The following is an 18,805-nucleotide window of genomic DNA, read 5'->3' on the forward strand; positions in this document are numbered from 1 at the left end:
CTCCGGTGTCAGCTGGCATAGCGTTCAAGCAGTCGCTTGACCGGGGCTGCCAGACCAATATTTGCAGGTTGGTCCACGTTATACCAGAGTGATGGCGCCCCTTCCATGACAGAGTTTGTAGGGTCTTTCGGGGTGACTCTGGCTGGCGTGATGTCCAGATGGTAGTGGCTGAAGGTGTGTCTTAACGGCTCCAGCACCTCGGTGGCGGACTCGTCCAGCGTCAGTCCGAGCGTGGCCGTTGCGTCGCGCAGGTCTGCTACTTCCGGCAGGCTCCACAAGCCGCCCCAGATGCCACTGGGCGGGCGCTGCTGCAGCAGGACTTCCCCCTGCTCGTTTTGAATCAACAGCATCAACGTCTGTTTCACCGGCAGCACCTTTTTGGGCCGGGGTGAGGGCAGGCGGTCGGTCAGGTTCAGGGCGCGCGCCTCACAGGCTGCCTGCAGCGGGCAGAGCAGGCAGCTCGGCTTGCTGCGGGTGCAGAGCGTTGCGCCCAGGTCCATCATCGCCTGGGTGTAGTCGCCCACCCGCTGGTGCGGGGTGTTGCGCTCGGCCAGTGCCCAGAGCTCCTTCATGACAGCCGGTGCCCCGGGCCAGCCTTCCACGGCATAAAAGCGGGCCAGCACCCGTTTCACGTTGCCATCGAGGATGGCGGCGCGCTGACCGGTGGCAATGGAGATAATGGCCCCCGCGGTGGAGCGGCCGATGCCCGGCAGGGCTTCCATCGCTTCCAGGGTTTGCGGGAACTGTCCGTCCAGCTCTTCGCTGACGATGCGGGCCGTTTTGTGCAGGTTGCGGGCGCGGGCGTAGTAGCCCAGCCCGGTCCAGAGGTGCAGTACCTCGTCCTGCTCGGCTTCCGCCAGGTCATGCACGGTGGGGAAGCGTTCGACAAAGCGCTGGAAGTAGGGGATCACCGTTTTCACCTGGGTCTGCTGCAGCATGATCTCGGAGATCCAGGTGAAGTAGGCGGTCTTTTCGGCCTGCCAGGGCAGGTCATGGCGGCCGTGCCGGTCAAACCACTCCAGCACGGCGGTGTGGAACTGCTCGGGTGTCATTGACCGAACAGCCCCTTAAGTACCTTGCCGGCACCTTCGTCACCCAGTTTTTCCTTCAGCTTGTCGCCCAGTTTTTCGCTGACCTTCTCTTCCACCTTGCGCTTGGCTTCGGCCTTGATGATGTCAGAAATAAAGCTGGTATCCAGACGGCACAGCTTGGCCGGCTCGTCGTAGAAGCTGCCCTTGCAGTTGACGGGCACTTCAACGCCTTCCAGTCGGTTGTTGACCGAGCAGCTCTGGTTGAACAGATCGTCTTCCAGCGTGGCGCCGATGCGATAATCCAGCGTCTGTTGCGGCAGGTTGACGCTGCCGCGACCGGCGACGCTCATGGCATCGAGCTTGGCGCTGAGGTCCTGATTGCTGACCACGCCGTTACGCATGTTGAAGTTGGCGCTCAGGTCGGCGAAGGGGGTGGTCTTGTCTACCTGCTCCGCATTGATCCAGAGGGCTGACAGGTTGTTGATGCCCTGACACATGGACTGGGCCGCATCGATGCCCTTGATCAGACCCTCTGCCATCTGCAGGTTGGCCGTACCGTTGAGCGAGTTGACCCAGGCGTGGATCGACTGGCCGCTCATGCTCAGGTCCGCCTTGGCGCTGAACTTGCCGGCCAGGGTGTCGTTGTCAGCCAGTGTTTTCAGTACCTTGCCCACTTCCACGTTGGTGACCTGCTTGCTGAGGCTCAGGTTCAGCGGTGCCTTGCGGGCGTCGATGCGTGCGGTGGCATTTACCTTGCCGTCGAACGCCTGAGTGGTAAAACGGGTCAGCTGGATCAGGCCGCCGCTGGCGGTCAGGCTCAGGCCCGGCTGGCCCATCTGGATACCGCTGACAGTCAGGCTGTCCAGATCCAGATCGGCGCTGAGGTTAAGTGCGCGCAGCGGCTCCAGCGGAATGATCTCATCCTTGGGCCAGCCTTTTTGAGCACTTTGCTTGTCTGCAGAAGCAGCGCCGTTGCCGCCATTGGAGCTGCCTTCAGCGGCAGGCGGCAGGTAGCGGTCGGCGTCCAGCGCACCGCCTTTCAACTTGATGGCCAGGGCCTGAGATGCCAGCACCACGGAGGCTTCGCCGTTGAAGCGGGTGTCATCCAGCTGCAAGCTCAGGGGCTTGAGCTGCAGCGTGCCGGCGGGGCCGCCCAGTGTGGTGTTGAAGGCGATGGCGGTCAGCGCATCGCTGTCGGCGGTGGCCGGTGCTGTCTGGCCCAGACTGGTCAGCAACTGCTTCAGGTTGAAGGTGTTGCTGCTCAGCTGGCCGCTGAGTTCGGGCTGGGCAAAGTTGCGCAGGCCCAGCTCGCCCTTGATGCTGAGCGGGTCGGCGTTGAGCGTCAGGTCCGTCAGGCTGACCTGCTGTTCGTTCAGCTGGGCATCCACATCGGCCCCCAGCTCGAAGGTGAGCGGCGCGGGCAGGGCGGCCCCCTCGATCAGTTCAAGGCGGGTATTCAGCCCGTCCAGACGGTAGCGGTTGGCGCCAAGGTTGAGCGTAATGTCGGTACTCAGTTGTGCCTGGCTGCTGAGCTGGAGTTCATCGCCGATGAACTGGCGCAGGGCAAAGGCCAGCTCCAGCGGGAAGGCGCTTTCGGTGCTGATGCGACCGGAGGTCAGGTTCAGCTCGCTCAGCTCGACACGGCTGTTGTTGCTCTGGTCGGTAAAGGTGAGGGCGGCGTTGCGCACCTCAACGGCTTCGATATCGATGCCCAGTTCGGAGCTGCCGTCACGAGGTGTCGATTCGCCTGCAGTAGAATCGGCTGCACCCGCGTCTGCGGTTGCACTGGCCGGACTCCAGTTGTTGCTGCCGTCAGCCGCCTGCACCAGATCCAGCGTCAGGCCATCGACCAGTACACGGTTCATCTGTACCTGGCCGGTAAACAGGGCCGGGATGCTGAGTGACACTTCGGCCCGTTGCAGACGGCCAAGTTGAGGCTTTTCCGGGTAGCCGACGCCAACGGCGTTCAGCTCCAGTGCCAGCCAGGGATAGATGGACCAGCCGATATCACCCTCGATCTGCAACTCGATGCCGGCCTGTTCCAGTGCCGCAGTGCGGATGTCGTCCTTGTAGTCGTTGGGGTCGATCAGCGTTACAACGGCGGCCAGTGCGATACCGGCCAGCACGATCAGTCCCAGCAAAAGGGCGATGATCAGTTTGAGTGCTTTCATAAATGGTCCCTTTGATTCCCTGCACGTGACATATGTGGCTGAGTATAGCGGATCTGCAGACAGGATTGTGATGACGGCGGATGAACCTGCCGTTAAGGCCCGGTTGGATGTATAATGACCGTTTTCGTAAACCCCAGGCGGAGAGAGAGATGGCCGAGCGTAAAGCCCAGGTAACCCGCAACACGCTGGAAACCCAGATCACTGTTGCAGTCAACCTTGATGGCACCGGGCAGCTGGATGTGGATACCGGTGTACCTTTTCTGGATCACATGCTGGATCAAATTGCCCGACACGGCCTGATCGATCTGGAAATCAGCGCGATTGGTGACCTGCACATTGACGACCATCACACGGTGGAAGATATCGGCATTACGCTGGGTCAGGCGTTCAAACAGGCGGTGGGCGACAAGAAGGGCATCTACCGTTACGGCCACGCCTATGTGCCGCTGGATGAAGCCCTGTCCCGCGTGGTGATCGACTTCTCCGGTCGTCCCGGTCTGGAGATGGACGTGGAATTCACCCGTGGTCGTGTTGGCAACTTCGATGTGGACCTGTTCTCGGAGTTCTTCCACGGCTTCGTCAACCATGCCATGGTGACGCTGCATATCGACAACCTGAAGGGCAAGAACACCCATCACCAGGCGGAAACCATCTTCAAGGCGTTCGGTCGTGCCCTGCGCATGGCGTTGACCGTTGATGAACGGGCCGCTGACATCATGCCGTCCACCAAGGGGTGCCTCTAAGCCATGAGCAGTATCGCAGTCATCGACTACGGCATGGGCAACCTGCACTCGGTTGCCAAGGCGCTGGAGCATGTACAGCCCGGCGTGGAAGTGCGTGTGACCGCTGACCCTGAACAGGTACGCAGTGCCGACCGGGTGCTGCTGCCCGGGGTAGGGGCTATCCGCGACTGCATGGCCGAAATCCGCCGTTTGGGCGTGGATGCGGAAGTGCGTGAAGCGATCGCCTCCGGCAAGCCGTTTCTGGGCATTTGTGTGGGCTATCAGGCACTGATGGAGTTTTCCGAGGAAAACAACGGTGTCGATTGTCTGAGCGAATTCGAAGGGCGAGTGAACTTCTTCGGCGATGAGCTCAAGGATGCAGACGGCGAGCGCCTGAAGGTGCCGCATATGGGCTGGAACCAGGTCTACCAGACCCAGGACCATCCGCTGTGGGCCAATATCGAAGATGGCAGCCGCTTCTACTTCGTACACAGTTACTACGTGAAGGCGAAACAGCGCGAGCTGGTGGCCGCAACCTGCAACTACGGTGTCGATTTCGACGTGGCCATTGCCCGCGATAACGTCTTTGCCGTGCAGTTCCACCCGGAGAAAAGCCAGAAGGTGGGTCTGCAGCTGTTGCAGAACTTCCTCAACTGGAACGGCCAGCCTTGAGTTCAAACATTTGCCCGACAATTTTAAAGACTGATTCCGGATTCAACCCTTATGCTGATTATTCCCGCGATTGACCTCAAAGATGGTGCCTGTGTCCGCCTGCGTCAGGGCCGCATGGATGACTCCACCGTATTTTCCGACAACCCGGTCGAAATGGCTGCCAAGTGGGTCGAGGCCGGTTGCCGCCGTCTGCACCTGGTTGACCTCAACGGCGCCTTTGCCGGTGAGCCGGTAAACGGCGAGATCGTTAAAAAGATTGCCGAAGCCTACCCGGATCTGCCGATTCAGATCGGTGGTGGCATCCGCTCTGCCGAAATCATCCAGGCTTACCTGGATGCAGGTGTTGAGTACGTCATCATCGGCACCAAGGCAGTGAAAGAGCCCGACTTCGTTACTGAAATGTGCAAACGCTTCCCGGGCCACATCATTGTGGGTCTGGATGCTCAGGACGGTTACGTCGCAATTGACGGCTGGGCCGAAGTCACCGACGTGAAAGCAGTGGATCTGGCCAAGCGCTTCAAGAACGATGGCGTCAGCGCCATTGTCTACACCGATATCAGCCGTGACGGCATGATGCAGGGCGTGAATGTGGACGCTACGGTCGAGCTGGCCCGTGAAGCAGGTATCCCGGTGATCGCCTCTGGCGGCGTGACCAACATCGACGATATCAAGGCACTGGCGGAAGTGGCCGATCAGGGCATTCTGGGTGCCATCACCGGCCGTGCCATCTATGAGGGTACGCTGGACGTAGCCGAAGCTCAGACCCTGAGCGACGAGCTGACCGCCAAGTAAGAGGACCGGATATGGCACTGGCAAAACGCATTATTCCCTGCCTCGACGTGGAAAACGGCCGTGTGGTGAAAGGGGTGAAATTCCTCGACATCCGTGATGCCGGCGATCCGGTGGAAGTGGCCAAGCGCTACGACGAGCAGGGTGCCGACGAGATCACCTTCCTCGACATCACCGCGACTCACGAAGGTCGTGACACCATGGTGCATACCGTGGAAAAAATGGCGTCGCAGGTGTTCATCCCGCTGACCGTGGGCGGTGGTATTCGCACCTGTGAGGATATCCGTACCATGCTCAACGCCGGTGCCGACAAGGTATCGATCAACAGTGCGGCGGTGAAGAACCCTGACTTCGTGCGCGAAGCGGCGGAAAGATTCGGCAGCCAATGTATTGTTGTGGCTATTGATGCCAAGAAGGTCAGCCAGCCGGGCGAACCGGACAAGTGGGAGATCTTCACCCACGGTGGCCGCAAGCCGACCGGGCTGGATGCGGTGGAATGGGCGAAGAAAATGGTTGAGCTGGGCGCCGGTGAAATCCTGCTGACCTCCATGGATCAGGACGGCGTCAAGAACGGCTATGATCTGGGCGTGACCCGCGCGATCAGCGAAGCCGTGCATGTGCCGGTCATTGCATCCGGTGGCGTGGGCAATCTGGACCATCTGGTGGAAGGCTGTATCGAAGGCAAGGCGGATGCGGTGCTGGCAGCGTCCATCTTCCACTTCAACGAGTACAGCATTCCTGAAGCCAAAGCCTACATGCGTGAGCGCGGTATCGAAGTCCGTCTTTGATACCCTGTGTTGAATGACTGAATGAAGCCGGGTTAGAACTCGTAGCTTAACCCGGCTTCATACTTCATCTTGTCCCGATCGGGACCGTTCAGGTCTCGCTCCACCTTGAACTCAAACTCGAACCCCGGCAGCGGTGCTTCATATTCCAGCTGCACCCGGCCGATCCAGCGCTCTTCGTCTTCCCACTCCCACTGGCCGGTGTCAGTGTCCCGTTCGGCCTTGTCTTCCAGTTGCCAGGTGGGCCCCAGCGTGACTTCCCAGCCATTCAGAGGCGGAATCCAGTTAACCCAGAGGCTGGCTTCATACTGCAGCTCCTGCTCGGCGGCTTCATCACGCTCACGGGCCGTGTCATACCACTGGCTGTAGCGTTCGTGGGTGACCTCCAGACGGGGCGAGAAAAACAGACTGCTGACGGGTGTCATGTACTCGGCATCCAGGCGCAAGCGGCTCTCATAGCCGTCACCACGGCCAGCCCGGGGTTTGGCATCTTCAGCCAGGCTGGTGGCCTTGTACGCCACATCGACAAAGCGGTCATGATAGCCGGAAAGTCGCCAGTGGTAGCCGCCCAGCAGGCGCCCCATGTCATAGGAAAAGCCAAGGCCCAGAATGGGGGAGCTCTGCCACTCGGTGCGACTCTTGTCTTTCTTCAGTGAGCCATCTTCCCGGAACTCGCGCTTGGTATCCCGCGTGCGGTCGTACTGCATGCCCAGGCGAAGCTCCCAGTCCAGCTGTTCGCTCCAGGCATCCGACAGCAGCAACAGAGTCTTGCTCTCGTAGCCGGTCTTGTGCCGGTAGTCACGTTCATCAAAGCTCCCGTCATCCTCGTATTTGATTTCGTTGGAGACAGGATGGCGGGTATGCTCCAGATCGGTCTTGACTTCAAAGTCGAGGCCGAACGCCAGAGCAGGGAACAGGCAGGGAGCGAGCAGGGGCAGGCGGCGTATCATCTTAATGCTCCAAAAGCTTTTTGAGTGCTTCCAGCGGCATGGGGCGGTGCAGGCCAAAGCCCTGTCCAAAGCGAGCGCCCAGTCGGCGAATACATTCGCGTTGAGTCTCGGTTTCTATGCCTTCAGCCACCACATGCAGGTTCATTGATTCGGCCAGTGTGAGGATGGTGGCGATCAACGAGTTGCTGCCATCCGGATCCAGCTCGCGGATAAAGCTGCGGTCGATTTTCAGTCCGTTGATGGGCAGCTGGTGCAGGTAGCTGAGCGAGGAGTAGCCGGTGCCGAAGTCATCAATCCAGATATTCATCCCCGCTTCCTTCCACTGCTTGAGCGTCTGTCGGCAGTCGTCCAGATGTCGGATCATGCTGGTTTCGGTCAGCTCGATACTAAGGCCGTGTCGGGGCAGGTTTTCGGTGCGGCTCAGCTCGGTCAGGAAGTCACGGGTGCTCTCCTGATGCAGGGCTGCGCCCGAGACGTTGATCGAAACTACAAAGCTTGGCTGCAGGGCCTGAAGCTCCTTGAGGTCATGCACGGCCTGGCGTGCGACCCACTCGGTGACGGGCTCGATCAGGTCGGAGTCTTCAATGATGGGAATGAACAGCCCGGGCGGGATCATGCCGCGTTCGGGGTCATGCCAGCGCAGCAGGGCTTCAGCGCCACGGGGGGTGCCGTCATTCAGGTCCAGTACCGGCTGATACTCAAGGCGGAAGTGCCCCTGCTCGAGGGCGGTGCGCACGCCCTGAATCACTTCAATACGCTCCTGCAGCTGCTGATTCATCTGCATGGAGAAGAAACTGTACTGGTTGCGGCCGCTCTGCTTGGCGGCATACATGGCGATATCGGCATTCTTCAGGATTTCGCTGCTGTTGCTGCCATCATCCGGGTAGACGGTCAGGCCGATACTGCTGGAAATATTGAAATAGCGCCCGTCAATCAGGAAGGGTTCATCCAGCGTGTTGGCAATGCGCGTGGCCAGATCAGAGAGCTGGTCGGCGCTTTGCAGGTTCGGGTACAGCGTGACGAACTCGTCACCGCCCAGCCGGGCCAGCAGCACGTCCTCACCCTCGGGGTCGTACAGCTCCATTTCCATCAGCAGGTGGCGCAGGCGGGCCGCCGCTTCAAACAGCAGCAGGTCGCCCATATCGTGGCCTGCGGTGTCGTTCACTTCCTTGAAGTGGTCAAGGTCAATAAACAGGACGCCCAGTCGCTGCTGATGCTGGCGCGAGTACTCCAGCAAACGCTCGAGCGACTGCTGGAACCAGTGCCGGTTGGGCAGCTGGGTCAGGTTGTCCAGATAGGCAAGCTGAGTGGTCTGGTGGTGGCTTTGTTCCAGGCGGACGCGCATCTGATCCAGGGCACGGCCAAGCTGGTTGAGTTCACCGGTCTTCGCCACTTCAAAGCTGATGTTGCGGTCCCCTTCTCCGTACCGAATGCTTTTTTCGGCCAGCGATTGCAGGGGGGCAAACTGATGTCGGCAAAAAAGGTACATCAGCCAGATGGTGCTCGACAGGAGGAGCAGCGCCAGCAACAGCAATTCCTTGAAGGTGGTGCCCGATGTGGCCTCGGCCTGTGCTTTCATCTGTTGGCCATGCTCATCCAGCGCCTGGAGCGCGTCGGAAAAATCCACGCCAAGCGCCAGATAGCCGGCGCGCCGTCCGGCTGCAGTTACGGGTTCCAGCAGGTGCAGAGTGCTGCCTTCCCACTGCAGGCGCAAACCCTCGCCGGGTGATATCGGACTGAGCTGACTCAGGGGAACGCCGAACTCGGGCACAGTGCTGCTGCCGTCATGGACCAGCTGGCCCTCGCGTCCAAACAGGTAGGCATACTGCAAACTGCGATGTTGATGCACCAGCGAAAGCTGCTTTTCGATCTCGCTCAGATCCAGCTGGTAGAGCGGGATATCCAGCTGTGAGCTGAGCGTGCGTGACAGCAACTGGGCGTCCTGCTGCAGCTGAGCCCGCAATGCCAGGCCCAGCTGTTCTTTGCCCATTTCGATCGTGTCAGCCGTGAAACGGTCCAGACTCAGGTGCAGCGTGAGCAGCAGGCTGCCGACGAGAACACTGGCCAGCAGGGTAAAACCCAATGTGACGCGGTGTGCCAGTGATGCCAGAATGCGATTGATCATGGCAGCCACTCCAGGTCCAGCTCCAGCAGCAGTGTTCGCTGCTCCGGCGTGATTGGCGTCAGGCGCTCGGTTTCCTCGTAGCGTGACAGCAGGCTGGCGTGCTGCTCGGGGTCAAGGCTCAGGAGTGCATTGCGCAATGCGTCCTGATCGTCGGCCGGGAGGGCCGGTGTCACAAGCTCATAGGCTCTGGGGTAGGGTTTTGAGCGGTACAGAATCTTCATGTTGCGCTTGGGGGCATCGGGCAGACGCCCCGGGTAGGTCCAATCACCATCGTTGAGGCTGCCTGCGCTGGTGATGCCCTTTTCCACCCAGAGCAGGTTGTTGCGCTCGTTACGGCTGAACAGGTAGCCAATACGCTCAGGATCAACCGGGTCACCGGGATGCTCAAGGGCCTGCAGCTCCAGCCCTGCCTGACGCAGGGCGATGGCGGGCAGATAATAGCTGCTGAACGAATCGAGGTGTTCGAAGGCGATACGCCGGCCCTTCAGGTCGGACAGGGTATCGATGCCGCTGTCACGGCGAACGAAGATAAGGCTGTGGTACTCGGACTGTCCCCGTTTCCACTTCAGTGCTACCGGACTGGCCAGGCCAGCTTGTACCAGGCGTGCGGAAGTGAGCGCGGTTTCACTGATCCAGTGTACCTGTCCGTCTTGAATCGCCGCTTTTAAAGCGGTCAGATCCGGAAACAGTTTGACCTCGGCCCGGTCGTATCCCAGATGTTTTATCTGGCGCTGCATGTGTTCAGCCATTGGGCGCAGTTGTCGGAAGTCCTTTTTGGGACGGTCACTGATCTGCGCCAGCACAAGTGTTTTGGCTGTTGCCGGGGCTGACAACAGCAATGACAGAAGCAGGCAGAGTATGCGGGGGGCTTGGATCTTCAGCGGTGCCCGGGCGATCATCGGCAGGAACGAGTCATTATTGTTAAAAGTTAAGTGATCCTACGTGACACAGGCGGTTTATGCCACAGTTTAGGCGCGTCTATTGATCTAGTCCGGGCGTACGCGCAGGAAGCGAGCAAAACGGGGCTTGCCGTGTGTGGTCAGTCCACTGTAACGGAAGGTAATTGTACTGCCTTCGGGCGGTGGACTGGCCCGTTCCGCATCGGTAAAACCGGTCCCGATTTTAAACCGGGAACCATCCTCGAGCTGAACCAGCAGTGAGCCCATCATACCGCTATATTTCCCCTTGCCCGGCAGGTGCGCCACCACCTGTGCATCGGCATCCTGATAGGGTTTGAGCTTACGAATATCCGAGGAGCGCTGCAGCTGATAAAGTGCCTGACTACGGTGCAGCATCAGGCCCTCGCCGCCCCTGTCCACCACATCGCGCAGCAGCACCTCCATGCGGTCTGTATTCAGCCCCTGATGCTGCTTGATGACCTGCAGGTTGGGGGCAGAGGCTTCCTTGACGAGGGCCGCCAACTGATCCGAGCGTTGTGCAAAGGTGCCCGGCCATTGAGGCAGATCGAACAGCATGAACTGGACGGCCTGCCAGTCCTGTTCGGGGGCCTGGTGCTGCTGAATAAGCCCGGCGAGGCGGGAAAACTGGCCATAGCCGATCCACAGCTCACCTTCCAGATGCTGGCGGGGCCAGTTACGGGTGAGTGCATCAGGAATATTGATGGGGTAGCCGCTGCGGGTCATCAGGCGCTGTCCGTCCCAGTAGGCACGAACGCCGTCATATTTCTCACTGATCAACCAGTGTTCCAGCTGCGTTGGCAGGCTCAGCTCGTCACCGATCTCCATGCCGTGCATCAGAGGCAGCTCGGTTGCCTGCAGTGGAAGGGTGATCAGTCCGCTGAGAAGCAGCGAGGCGGGTGTTTTGAACATGATGTCATCCTTGAATTTTCACACCGGTCGGTCCGTGACCGGCAGATAATAAAAAGGGCTGCAACTGCAGCCCCTTTCTGAATGCTGGATCAGTTGGCCAGCATGTGATCAATGGCCGCCTGAATCTCGTCGTCCGAGCAGTCGGCACAGGTGCCGCGCGGCGGCATGGCGTTGAAACCGTTGATTGCGTGAGACAGCAGGGTTTCCATGCCTTTCTCGTCCAGGCGCAGCTGCATTTCGTTGGTGCCGAACTTGGGCGCACCCAGTACACCGCTGGCGTGGCAGGCGGCACACTTGCCGGTATAGATCTCTTCACCGGAGCGAGCGCCACCGGCAGCAGCGGCCGGTGCGGCTGCAGCAGCACCGCCACAGCTGTCGTCGCCCTGTACGCAGACAGAGCCAACCGGCTTGATACGCTCAATGATGGCTTCTTCATCAGTAGCCGCCTGAACGGACGCCGTCAGCGCCATGCCCAGACCGAATGCACAGAGTGCGGATGCAGCTTTGGCAGCAAATTTTTTCACAGTCACGACCTCATCACTTGGAAAGTTGTCGGAGCAGTGATGCCTGGCTGACGGCCTTGAGAAGCCTATGGCTGGGACCTGATGCAGACATGACTGCGCTCACAAAAACTGATCGCCGATTATACCGGCAAAAAAGCCCATACGGAAATTGCGTTAAGACAGTTACCGCCCTTTTATAGCCCAAATTACCACCAAAGGATCAGTTTGCGTGGATCCGGGCCGGGGAAGAATTCACTTGGCAAACGGATGCATGATCCGTACTATATGTGGCCGCAAACACTTCCATTGTGCGCCTGTAGCTCAGCTGGATAGAGTAGCAGGTTCCGATCCTGTTGGTCGGGGGTTCGAATCCCTCCAGGCGCGCCATTTTTCTCCTTCCCTTGGTTCCATCTGTTCTAATTCCCGGCAATCTGTCCTTTTTTGTAGGCTCTTCCTGTCAAATAACCGCAACATGCAGCGGATATTCTTTCGGTTTTTCAAACAAGAATCGAGGAGAATCCGATGCGAGTACTCAAGATGGCCGTTATGGGGGGGCTGGTAGCCGCCATGACTGCGTGCACATCCGGTGTAAAACAGGAGCAGCAGGCGGCTCAGGCTGATCTGAACAATGAAGATCTGTATGAAGTGCACCATGATGGTCGCGTACACGTGTTTGATGATCTGGCGACCTACAAGTCCTTCCTCGAAGTGGGTGAAACCTCTTTCCGTCAGACCTTTATCGGCGCTGGTCCCAAGGGTGAGACGCTGGTGTTCGGCGTGACCGGTGCCGACAAGAAGAAATCCTATGACAAGGTGGCGGGTTACAACCTGTACCACGGCAACCTGCAGCCGGCGGACAACTTCTATGGCGAACTGCGCATGGAAGGCCGTATCTATATCTTCGACCGTCTTGCCGACATGGAAGCCGTGCGCACTACCGGCGAAGCGCCGCTGCGTTTTACCCAGATCGGCGCCGGCCCTGAAGGTGAAACGCTGGTCTACGTGCTGCGCGATGACAACAAGAAGCAGAAGCCGGTTGCGCTGATGCAGGCGTTCAAGCAGCACAACATGTAAAAACAGTCTGCCCGGCGGTGCCGGGCAGGGTGTGATCAGCCGGAGGGGCCGCTCAGGAAGGTGGTCTCTTTGGCGTACTGCTGCTCACCATCGTGGAACAGGAAGGTTAGCGCCTGGCGGTAGTCACCGAGGCCGCTGGCGCAGACCCGGTAGGGCAGACGCTGTGCGTTGCTGGCTCCCAGTTCCACAGAGCGGGGACCATGCAGTGTGAACCTTTCCTCACCACTGACCGACACTTCAATTTTCGGGCGATTGTCCAGTACGGTTTCCAGTTTGATGTAGTAGCGGTTGCAGACCGTTTCTTCATCCAGACGTGTAAACAGGGACTGACGGTCACGCTGCACGTCGATCATGAGCGTTTGAGTGCTCCCGAACCCCAGCCATACAGCGCCACCTGCCATGAGCATGATTGCACCGTAGCCCAGCAGTCGTGGGCGCCAGTGAGGACTTCTCTGCCCCGCAAGTGCCGCTTCAGATGCAAAGCGAATCAGGCCGCGCGGACGCTCGAGCTTGTCCATCACCTGATCACAGGCGTCGATGCAGGCGCCGCAGTCGATACAGGCCGCCTGTAATCCGTTGCGAATGTCGATGCCAGTCGGGCAGACCTGCACACAGATACCGCAATCGACACAGTCACCCGCTCCCTCTGCCTTGCCTCGCGGCTCGCCCCGCTGGCTGTCGTAGCTGACGGTTCGCGTATGGCGGTCGAACATGACGCCCTGAAAACGGGAGTAGGGGCAGGCATGCAGACAGATTTTTTCCCGTACCAGGCCCGCATTCAGGTAGGTCAGCAGGGTCATGGTGAGCAGCCAGCCGGCCAGTGTCAGCGACAGATTGCCACTGGTGAAATCTGCAAGCATTTCCCGGATCGGCACAAAGTAGCCGGTAAAGGTCAGTGCGGTGGCAAAGGCAACGCTGAGCCAGAGCAGGTGCTTGGCCAGCCGACGGCCAAGGTGTGTGGCCTGCCAGCGGGACTGGTCGATGCGAGCACGCTGCCGTGGCCGTCCTTCGGTCCACTGTTCGATACGCAGAAAGATCCAGGTCCAGATGCTCTGTGGGCAGGCAAAGCCGCACCAGACGCGGCCCCAGCCCACAGCCATGAAGAACAGCAGACAGGCGCCAGCGACCATCAGCCCGGCCAGCAAAGGCAGGGATTGCCAGGAGAGTGCATGCCCGAACAGGATCAGGCGGTGCTGCTCAAATGAAAACAGCAGCCAGGGCTGCTGGTCATACTCGACCCATACCAGCCCGAAGAACAGCAGTATTAGGGGCCAGCTCAGCAGGCGGCGCAGGTTCTGGAACCGCCCTTCCGTGAGGCGAACGTGAATCTTGCCTTCCCGCATGGGCGTGGGGGTGTGTTGCTGAACAATGGGTATTTTTTGCATCACCATCTCCTGCGCAAAATGTTGGACGCAGGGTACGTGGCGGGCTTAAATAGTCACAGGTATAAAAAAATGAATTTTAATAGGCACAGATAATCCGTGATGTACCGACCGGACGCGCTTAACCGTCGCTCAGGGTATCGTTATCAGCAACTGGAACAGTGGCTGTGGGAAGGCATACAGACACAGCGCTGGCGCCCGGGTGAGCGTTTGCCGTCCATTCGAGCCCTGTGTGAGTCCACCGGCTGCTCGCGTGCAACGGTTCAGCATGCGTTGCACCGGCTTGAGGCGCGTGGCGTGCTGGAGGCGCGCCCCCGTTCGGGATACTTCGTGTGCCTGCTGTCCGGCAGCGAGCCGCCGGTGCATACCGAGCCGGAACTGGACACCCCTCGACCGGCCACCACCAGTGATCTGTTTCGGGACCTGATGCAGCGCTCGGCCGCCTTTGATCTGCTGCCGGAGGCAAGCTCCGAGCCGCTGTCTCCGGGTTTGGTCGGGCTTGGGCGCTCGATCGCCCGCGCCTTAAGGCGTTCCACCACCCAGCTGCATGACCACTATGATGCGCCGGCCGGAGATCTGGGGCTCAGAACCGAGCTGGCGCGCCTCTACGCCCGTCGAGGCTGGCCCGCACGCGCTGAAGCTTTTTGCATCACCCAGGGCTGTCAGCATGCGCTGTCCCTGGCACTGCAGGCCTGCTGTGAGCCTGGTGATCTGGTCGCGGTGGAGTCGCCGGGGTTCTATGGCACGCTGCAATTACTGGAGCAGTTGGGGCTCAAGGTGATTGAGGTACCCTCGCACAGCCGTTATGGGCTGGATGTGGAGCAGCTGGCGCACACGCTGGCACGTTGGCCGGTCAAGGCCTGTGTGTTTTCGGCCGCCTTTTCTACACCGGCCGGTGGCTGTCTGCCGGACCAGGCCCGGCAGCGGTTGTTGGCACTGGCCGGTGCGCATGATCTCGCCCTGATTGAGGATGACATCTACGCGGAGACCGCTTTCGTTCAGCCGCCGGACCCTCTGAAGGCGCTGGATACGGAAGACCGGGTGATTCTCTGCAGTTCCTTTTCCAAGGCACTATCGCGTGACCTGCGCCTTGGCTGGATCGCCGGCGGGCGCTGGCATGACCGCATTGTGCAGCTCAAGCTGGTGACTCAGCTGGCCAGTAGCCGCTTTGTGCAGCAGGGGGTTGCGCACTTCATCGCAGATGGCGGGCTGGCAACGCACCTGCGGCGTCAACGTCAGCAGCTGCGGCAGCAACGGGATCAGCTGATTCAGCAATTGCGTGACTGGCCGGTGCCGGTCCGGATGAGCATGCCCGAGGGTGGACTGGCGCTGTGGGTGGAGCTGGAGAGCGGGCAGGATTGTCTGGCGTTGTACCAGAAGGCACTGGCAGAGGGCATCGTCGTCACGCCCGGGCCGCTGTTCTCGACCAGCAATGGCTTCCGGCACTGTTTGCGCATCAGCTTTGCGCACCCCTGGAATGAGGCGCGCAGGGCTGCGTTACGTGATCTGTCAGGGCTCTGTTGTGGTGGTTGATCCGGGCAGCGGAAGCCAGTAGTCATCCGGTATCTGCCTGATTGAGGGTAACTGCCAGGGCATTGCTAATCGGAGCACGCGGTAGTCGCCATGGTTGATCAGGTCGAGTGCGCGGCGCAATTCGGGACGTGAGTAAAACAGGTTGTTGAACAGCCCGTTCTGCCACAGGCGCTCCAGCCCTTTCTGTAGCCGTCGTGCCAGGGCTTCGTTGTCCCGATGAACAAAAAAGTAGATCGGGCTACGGTAGCTCAGCAGCAGGCCCTTGTGGATCTCCAGCCCCTCGCCAAGTGGACCTTCCTGCTCGGCCCATACTTCTGCCACGCTGCGCGGAAAATAGTCGCTGCGCTGGTATCTAAGCATCTGAAACAGGCTTTCGTAGTGACTGGATGTTATTACCGGCAAGCCGTTATGTCGCAGGATCCGGGTGTCCGGCCAGCCATCTCCCTGCACGGCCGTTAGTTGGCTCAGATCCTGAATACTGGTGACCTTGCCGAGCGCTTCTGCGCCCTGGGGCGTCGTCAACGCAACACGCACACCCAGCAGGCCTCGCATCAGGGGAAATGGGACGGCACGGCCCAGTGTCTCGCGCCTCAGACTGGTCATGCCCCAAAACACGTCCAGACCCTGTCCGGCACTGAGCAGCTCAAAGGCGCGTTGCTGGGACACGCCGCGTTCGGAGCGAATGAGCTGATAATCGCCATAGTCTTGCCGGGTGGCACTCAATGCCATATCCAGTAGCACCAGAAAGTATTCATAGCGGCTGTCGTTAGCACTTACGCCGAGCTGGTAGCGGACCTGTGTTTGCGCACTGGCATCGATCTGCCAGATGAGCAGGACGCTCAGCACGCATGCCTTGAGCCGGCGGAAGGTCATCAGAGGCTCTCCTTCAACAGTGCCGTGAACGCTTCAACCGGCAGGGGGCGGCTGTACAGGTAGCCTTGCAGCAGATCACACCGCAGTGCTTTCAGCTGCTCCGCGATCTCGTTTGTCTCGACACCCTCGGCAACCACCTGCAGTCCCAATGAATGGGCCAGCTCTGTCATGGTCCGGGTCAGTGTCAACAGCCGAGGATCATCGGGAATGTTGCGAATGAAGGACTGATCGATCTTGAGGAGCTCAAAGGGGTAGCGGGTCAGGTAGTTCAGGGAGGCGTAGCCGCTGCCGAAATCATCGATGGCAAGCTTGATACCCTGCTGTTGCAAACGATTCAGCTTGCCCAGCACCTGCTCACTGGATTGCAGCATCAACTGCTCGGTGACTTCCAGTTTCAGAGCCTGAGGGGGCAGGCCGGACAGCCGTAATGCATTCTCCACAACGGCCTCAAAATCTGCATCGATCAACTGCAGCGGTGAGATGTTCACGCTCACCTGAAGCTCGGGATCGAGCTGTCGCCAGGCGGACAGTTGAATACAGGCGGTTTGCAGGATCAGCTCACCCAGCTCGATGATCTGGCCACTGTCTTCAGCGGCACCGATGAACTCGGGAGGCGGAATAAAGCCCAGTACAGGGTTATGCCAACGAGCCAGAGCTTCACAGCTGACAATGCGGCCCGTGCTGCCATCGACCAGAGGCTGGTAGTACAACTGCAACTCGTTGAGCGCCTGCCCACTGGCCAGCAGACTAATGAGTGTCAGTTTGCGTGAGGCCATACCATCAAGTGTGGAGTCAAAGCAGGTAAAGCGTGAACGGGGGCGTTTTTCCTCGGCCTGATGTAGCGCGGAAAGGGAGTGCTGATAGAGTGTACTGGCGTCTTCGCCGTCTTCCGGGTAAATGGCGACACCCGCAAAAAAGCCGCAGTCGATACGCTGCTGTTTCAGTTTGAGCGGGTGTGCCAGTCGCGCGCGCAACTGCTCCATCAACGAAGCCAGATAATCATTGCCGGACTGATGCAGTATCAGGCTGCAGATGAACTGATCATCGGCGCTGCGGGCCAGCAGTGCGTCTTCAGGAGCTGTGGTGTCCAGCAGCTCGGCTACACGCATGATGAGCTGGTCAGCATAATGAGTACCAAAAGACTCGCGGAGAGGGCGGAAGGCACTCAGAGAGACGCTGATCAATACCGCTCTGAGGTTTTGTTCACGGGCACTTTCCAGCAAGGATTGAACCTGGAGCAGGCCGAGGCTGGCGTTCGGCAAGCCTGTAAGGGTGTCATGCTCCTGAAGGTGCTGGGCTTCGTCTCGGGCATGTTTGAGTTCGCTGATATCGCTGGCTGAAAGCATGATTAATTCTTCTGCATCATCGCGATAGATAATACAGCGTACGCTGATCCAGCGAGGCGTTTCATCTCCGACCCAAAAAATCTCCTGCTGCCAAAAGCCTTTGGTACGTAACAAATCCAGCCATACAGGAAAGGCATGTTCCGGGTGAAGCTGGTAAATAAGCTCAATCAGAAAGCGTCGCTGACCAAAGTACTGTTCGTATGCGCTGTTGCTGTATACCCGTATGCCATTTTCCGCTTTAAAAACGGCAACGGCAGCTGGACTGCTGTCAGCCGCCAGGAAAATGCGACGCATCTTAACCTGCATCTTGCGCACGCGTTTGATGCCACGCTTTAGGCGCAGACGCATGGATTCCAGCGAGCGCAGCATGGTATTCAGCTCATCGCGATAGTGCTTTCCCGGCCCGCTCAAAAAGGAAGTGTCCAGGTTGTCGGGTTTCAGTGCCGCTGCGGTGCGTTGCATGTGCCTTAGATGTCGGAACAGCAGTTGTTGCAGTATCGTCAGCACTAACCCGGCAAGAAAAAGTGTCTGCAGCGTTTCGATAGCAAGTGTTTGCCAGGCCAATTGTGTCAGGTTGTTGTAGATGGATTGGCGATCAATCCATACCTCCAGAGTGCCCAGCTCAATCGGCTCATTGTTGAACTCTAGAATAAGAGGGTACTGTTTCCGCTGTACTCTGTTGCCTTCCGGGATATTGCCTGAGCGGAAAACCGCCTGCTGAGCCGTGATGAGCCTGGCTTCATCGATAAAGGGAAGTTGGCTGATACTGTTAATACTTTGTTGAATCAGCGGTTCGTCCAGCCGCCAAAGCGCCTGACGGAGGTCGTCCAGAAACACGACTTCGGCATCAGCCAGGCGCTGGTTCAGGTTGACCATGTCTGTTTGGTAACGGCTGTACAGCTGAATACTTGCAACGACCAGTGCGAATAGCCCGCTGTACAGGGTGACAGCCACCAATACGCGAATAGCCAGACCGTGGCGTTTTAATAAAGCGGTGAAACTATCCATGCAACCTGCTCT

Annotated in this window: 16 protein-coding genes and 1 tRNA gene; 7 read left to right on the forward strand and 10 right to left on the reverse strand. The window is 59.2% G+C overall.

All coding sequences use genetic code 11. The annotated features are described in order from the left end of the window. Window positions 1-8 precede the first annotated feature (8 nt). Both mutY and H9C73_RS11930 read right to left on the reverse strand, forming a co-directional pair. A complete protein-coding gene (mutY, locus tag H9C73_RS11925) occupies window positions 9-1,052 on the reverse strand; it encodes an A/G-specific adenine glycosylase (RefSeq protein WP_209288053.1) in 1,044 nt (347 codons plus the stop codon). Then, window positions 1,049-3,202 carry an AsmA family protein gene (locus tag H9C73_RS11930; protein WP_209288054.1) on the reverse strand — a complete coding sequence of 718 codons (2,154 nt, stop codon included), beginning with the start codon at window positions 3,200-3,202 and terminating at the stop codon, window positions 1,049-1,051. Before H9C73_RS11930 ends, mutY begins: the two co-directional genes overlap by 4 nt. Window positions 3,203-3,351: 149 nt before the next feature. Here H9C73_RS11930 and hisB point away from each other — a divergent pair, with 149 nt between their 5' ends. Genes hisB through hisF form a run of 4 tightly spaced genes read left to right on the forward strand, consistent with a single transcriptional unit; the run spans window position 3,352 to window position 6,173 of the window. After that, a complete protein-coding gene (hisB, locus tag H9C73_RS11935; RefSeq protein WP_209288055.1) occupies window positions 3,352-3,945 on the forward strand; it encodes an imidazoleglycerol-phosphate dehydratase HisB in 594 nt (197 codons plus the stop codon). Between the two features lie 3 nt (window positions 3,946-3,948). Continuing rightward, entirely contained in the window at window positions 3,949-4,596 is a 648-nt protein-coding gene (hisH, locus tag H9C73_RS11940; RefSeq protein ID WP_209288056.1) for an imidazole glycerol phosphate synthase subunit HisH, read from the forward strand. A gap of 51 nt (window positions 4,597-4,647) precedes the next feature. After that, on the forward strand, window positions 4,648-5,388 hold the full coding sequence (gene hisA, locus H9C73_RS11945) for a 1-(5-phosphoribosyl)-5-[(5-phosphoribosylamino)methylideneamino]imidazole-4-carboxamide isomerase (protein ID WP_209288057.1): 741 nt from the start codon (window positions 4,648-4,650) through the stop codon (window positions 5,386-5,388). 11 nt (window positions 5,389-5,399) lie between these two features. Next, the gene (gene hisF / locus H9C73_RS11950; RefSeq protein WP_209288058.1) at window positions 5,400-6,173 is read left to right on the forward strand and encodes an imidazole glycerol phosphate synthase subunit HisF; all 774 of its coding nucleotides are present in this window, start codon (window positions 5,400-5,402) and stop codon (window positions 6,171-6,173) included. A 32-nt stretch (window positions 6,174-6,205) separates the two neighbouring features. Here hisF and H9C73_RS11955 read toward each other — a convergent pair whose 3' ends face one another. The 5 genes from H9C73_RS11955 to H9C73_RS11975 all read right to left on the reverse strand — a co-directional run bounded on the left by H9C73_RS11955 (window position 6,206) and on the right by H9C73_RS11975 (window position 11,598). After that, window positions 6,206-7,120, reverse strand: coding sequence for a hypothetical protein (locus H9C73_RS11955; RefSeq protein ID WP_209288059.1), 915 nt, complete (start codon window positions 7,118-7,120; stop codon window positions 6,206-6,208). Window position 7,121: 1 nt separating this feature from the next. Continuing rightward, complete coding sequence (locus H9C73_RS11960) at window positions 7,122-9,245, reverse strand: putative bifunctional diguanylate cyclase/phosphodiesterase (protein ID WP_209288060.1); 2,124 nt, start codon at window positions 9,243-9,245, stop codon at window positions 7,122-7,124. Next, the gene (locus tag H9C73_RS11965) at window positions 9,242-10,144 is read right to left on the reverse strand and encodes a phosphate/phosphite/phosphonate ABC transporter substrate-binding protein (protein WP_209288061.1); all 903 of its coding nucleotides are present in this window, start codon (window positions 10,142-10,144) and stop codon (window positions 9,242-9,244) included. Before H9C73_RS11965 ends, H9C73_RS11960 begins: the two co-directional genes overlap by 4 nt. A gap of 87 nt (window positions 10,145-10,231) precedes the next feature. Next, window positions 10,232-11,074 carry a DNA ligase gene (locus tag H9C73_RS11970; RefSeq protein WP_209288062.1) on the reverse strand — a complete coding sequence of 281 codons (843 nt, stop codon included), beginning with the start codon at window positions 11,072-11,074 and terminating at the stop codon, window positions 10,232-10,234. Window positions 11,075-11,163: 89 nt separating this feature from the next. Further along, window positions 11,164-11,598 (reverse strand): c-type cytochrome, encoded by a 435-nt coding sequence (locus tag H9C73_RS11975; protein ID WP_209288063.1) that lies wholly within the window; start codon window positions 11,596-11,598, stop codon window positions 11,164-11,166. A 289-nt stretch (window positions 11,599-11,887) separates the two neighbouring features. On the opposite strand from H9C73_RS11975, the gene H9C73_RS11980 reads away from it, so the two are divergent. Both H9C73_RS11980 and H9C73_RS11985 read left to right on the forward strand, forming a co-directional pair. Beyond that, a tRNA-Arg gene (locus H9C73_RS11980) sits at window positions 11,888-11,964 on the forward strand. 135 nt (window positions 11,965-12,099) lie between these two features. Continuing rightward, window positions 12,100-12,651 (forward strand): hypothetical protein, encoded by a 552-nt coding sequence (locus H9C73_RS11985; protein WP_209288064.1) that lies wholly within the window; start codon window positions 12,100-12,102, stop codon window positions 12,649-12,651. Between the two features lie 35 nt (window positions 12,652-12,686). On the opposite strand, the gene ccoG is transcribed toward H9C73_RS11985, so the two are convergent. Next, window positions 12,687-14,036, reverse strand: coding sequence for a cytochrome c oxidase accessory protein CcoG (gene ccoG, locus H9C73_RS11990; protein WP_209288065.1), 1,350 nt, complete (start codon window positions 14,034-14,036; stop codon window positions 12,687-12,689). Window positions 14,037-14,135: 99 nt separating this feature from the next. On the opposite strand from ccoG, the gene H9C73_RS11995 reads away from it, so the two are divergent. Further along, complete coding sequence (locus H9C73_RS11995) at window positions 14,136-15,566, forward strand: aminotransferase-like domain-containing protein (RefSeq protein WP_209288066.1); 1,431 nt, start codon at window positions 14,136-14,138, stop codon at window positions 15,564-15,566. Here H9C73_RS11995 and H9C73_RS12000 read toward each other — a convergent pair. Continuing rightward, window positions 15,543-16,439, reverse strand: a complete 897-nt coding sequence (locus H9C73_RS12000) for a type 2 periplasmic-binding domain-containing protein (RefSeq protein ID WP_209288067.1) — start codon at window positions 16,437-16,439, stop codon at window positions 15,543-15,545. The two genes, H9C73_RS11995 and H9C73_RS12000, sit on opposite strands and share 24 nt — an antisense overlap. Then, on the reverse strand, window positions 16,439-18,793 hold the full coding sequence (locus H9C73_RS12005) for a bifunctional diguanylate cyclase/phosphodiesterase (RefSeq protein WP_209288068.1): 2,355 nt from the start codon (window positions 18,791-18,793) through the stop codon (window positions 16,439-16,441). Before H9C73_RS12005 ends, H9C73_RS12000 begins: the two co-directional genes overlap by 1 nt. Window positions 18,794-18,805 lie beyond the last annotated feature (12 nt).

It is taken from the genome of Marinobacterium alkalitolerans, from assembly GCF_017776525.1.
Classification (GTDB): Bacteria; Pseudomonadota; Gammaproteobacteria; order Pseudomonadales; family Balneatricaceae; genus Marinobacterium; species Marinobacterium alkalitolerans.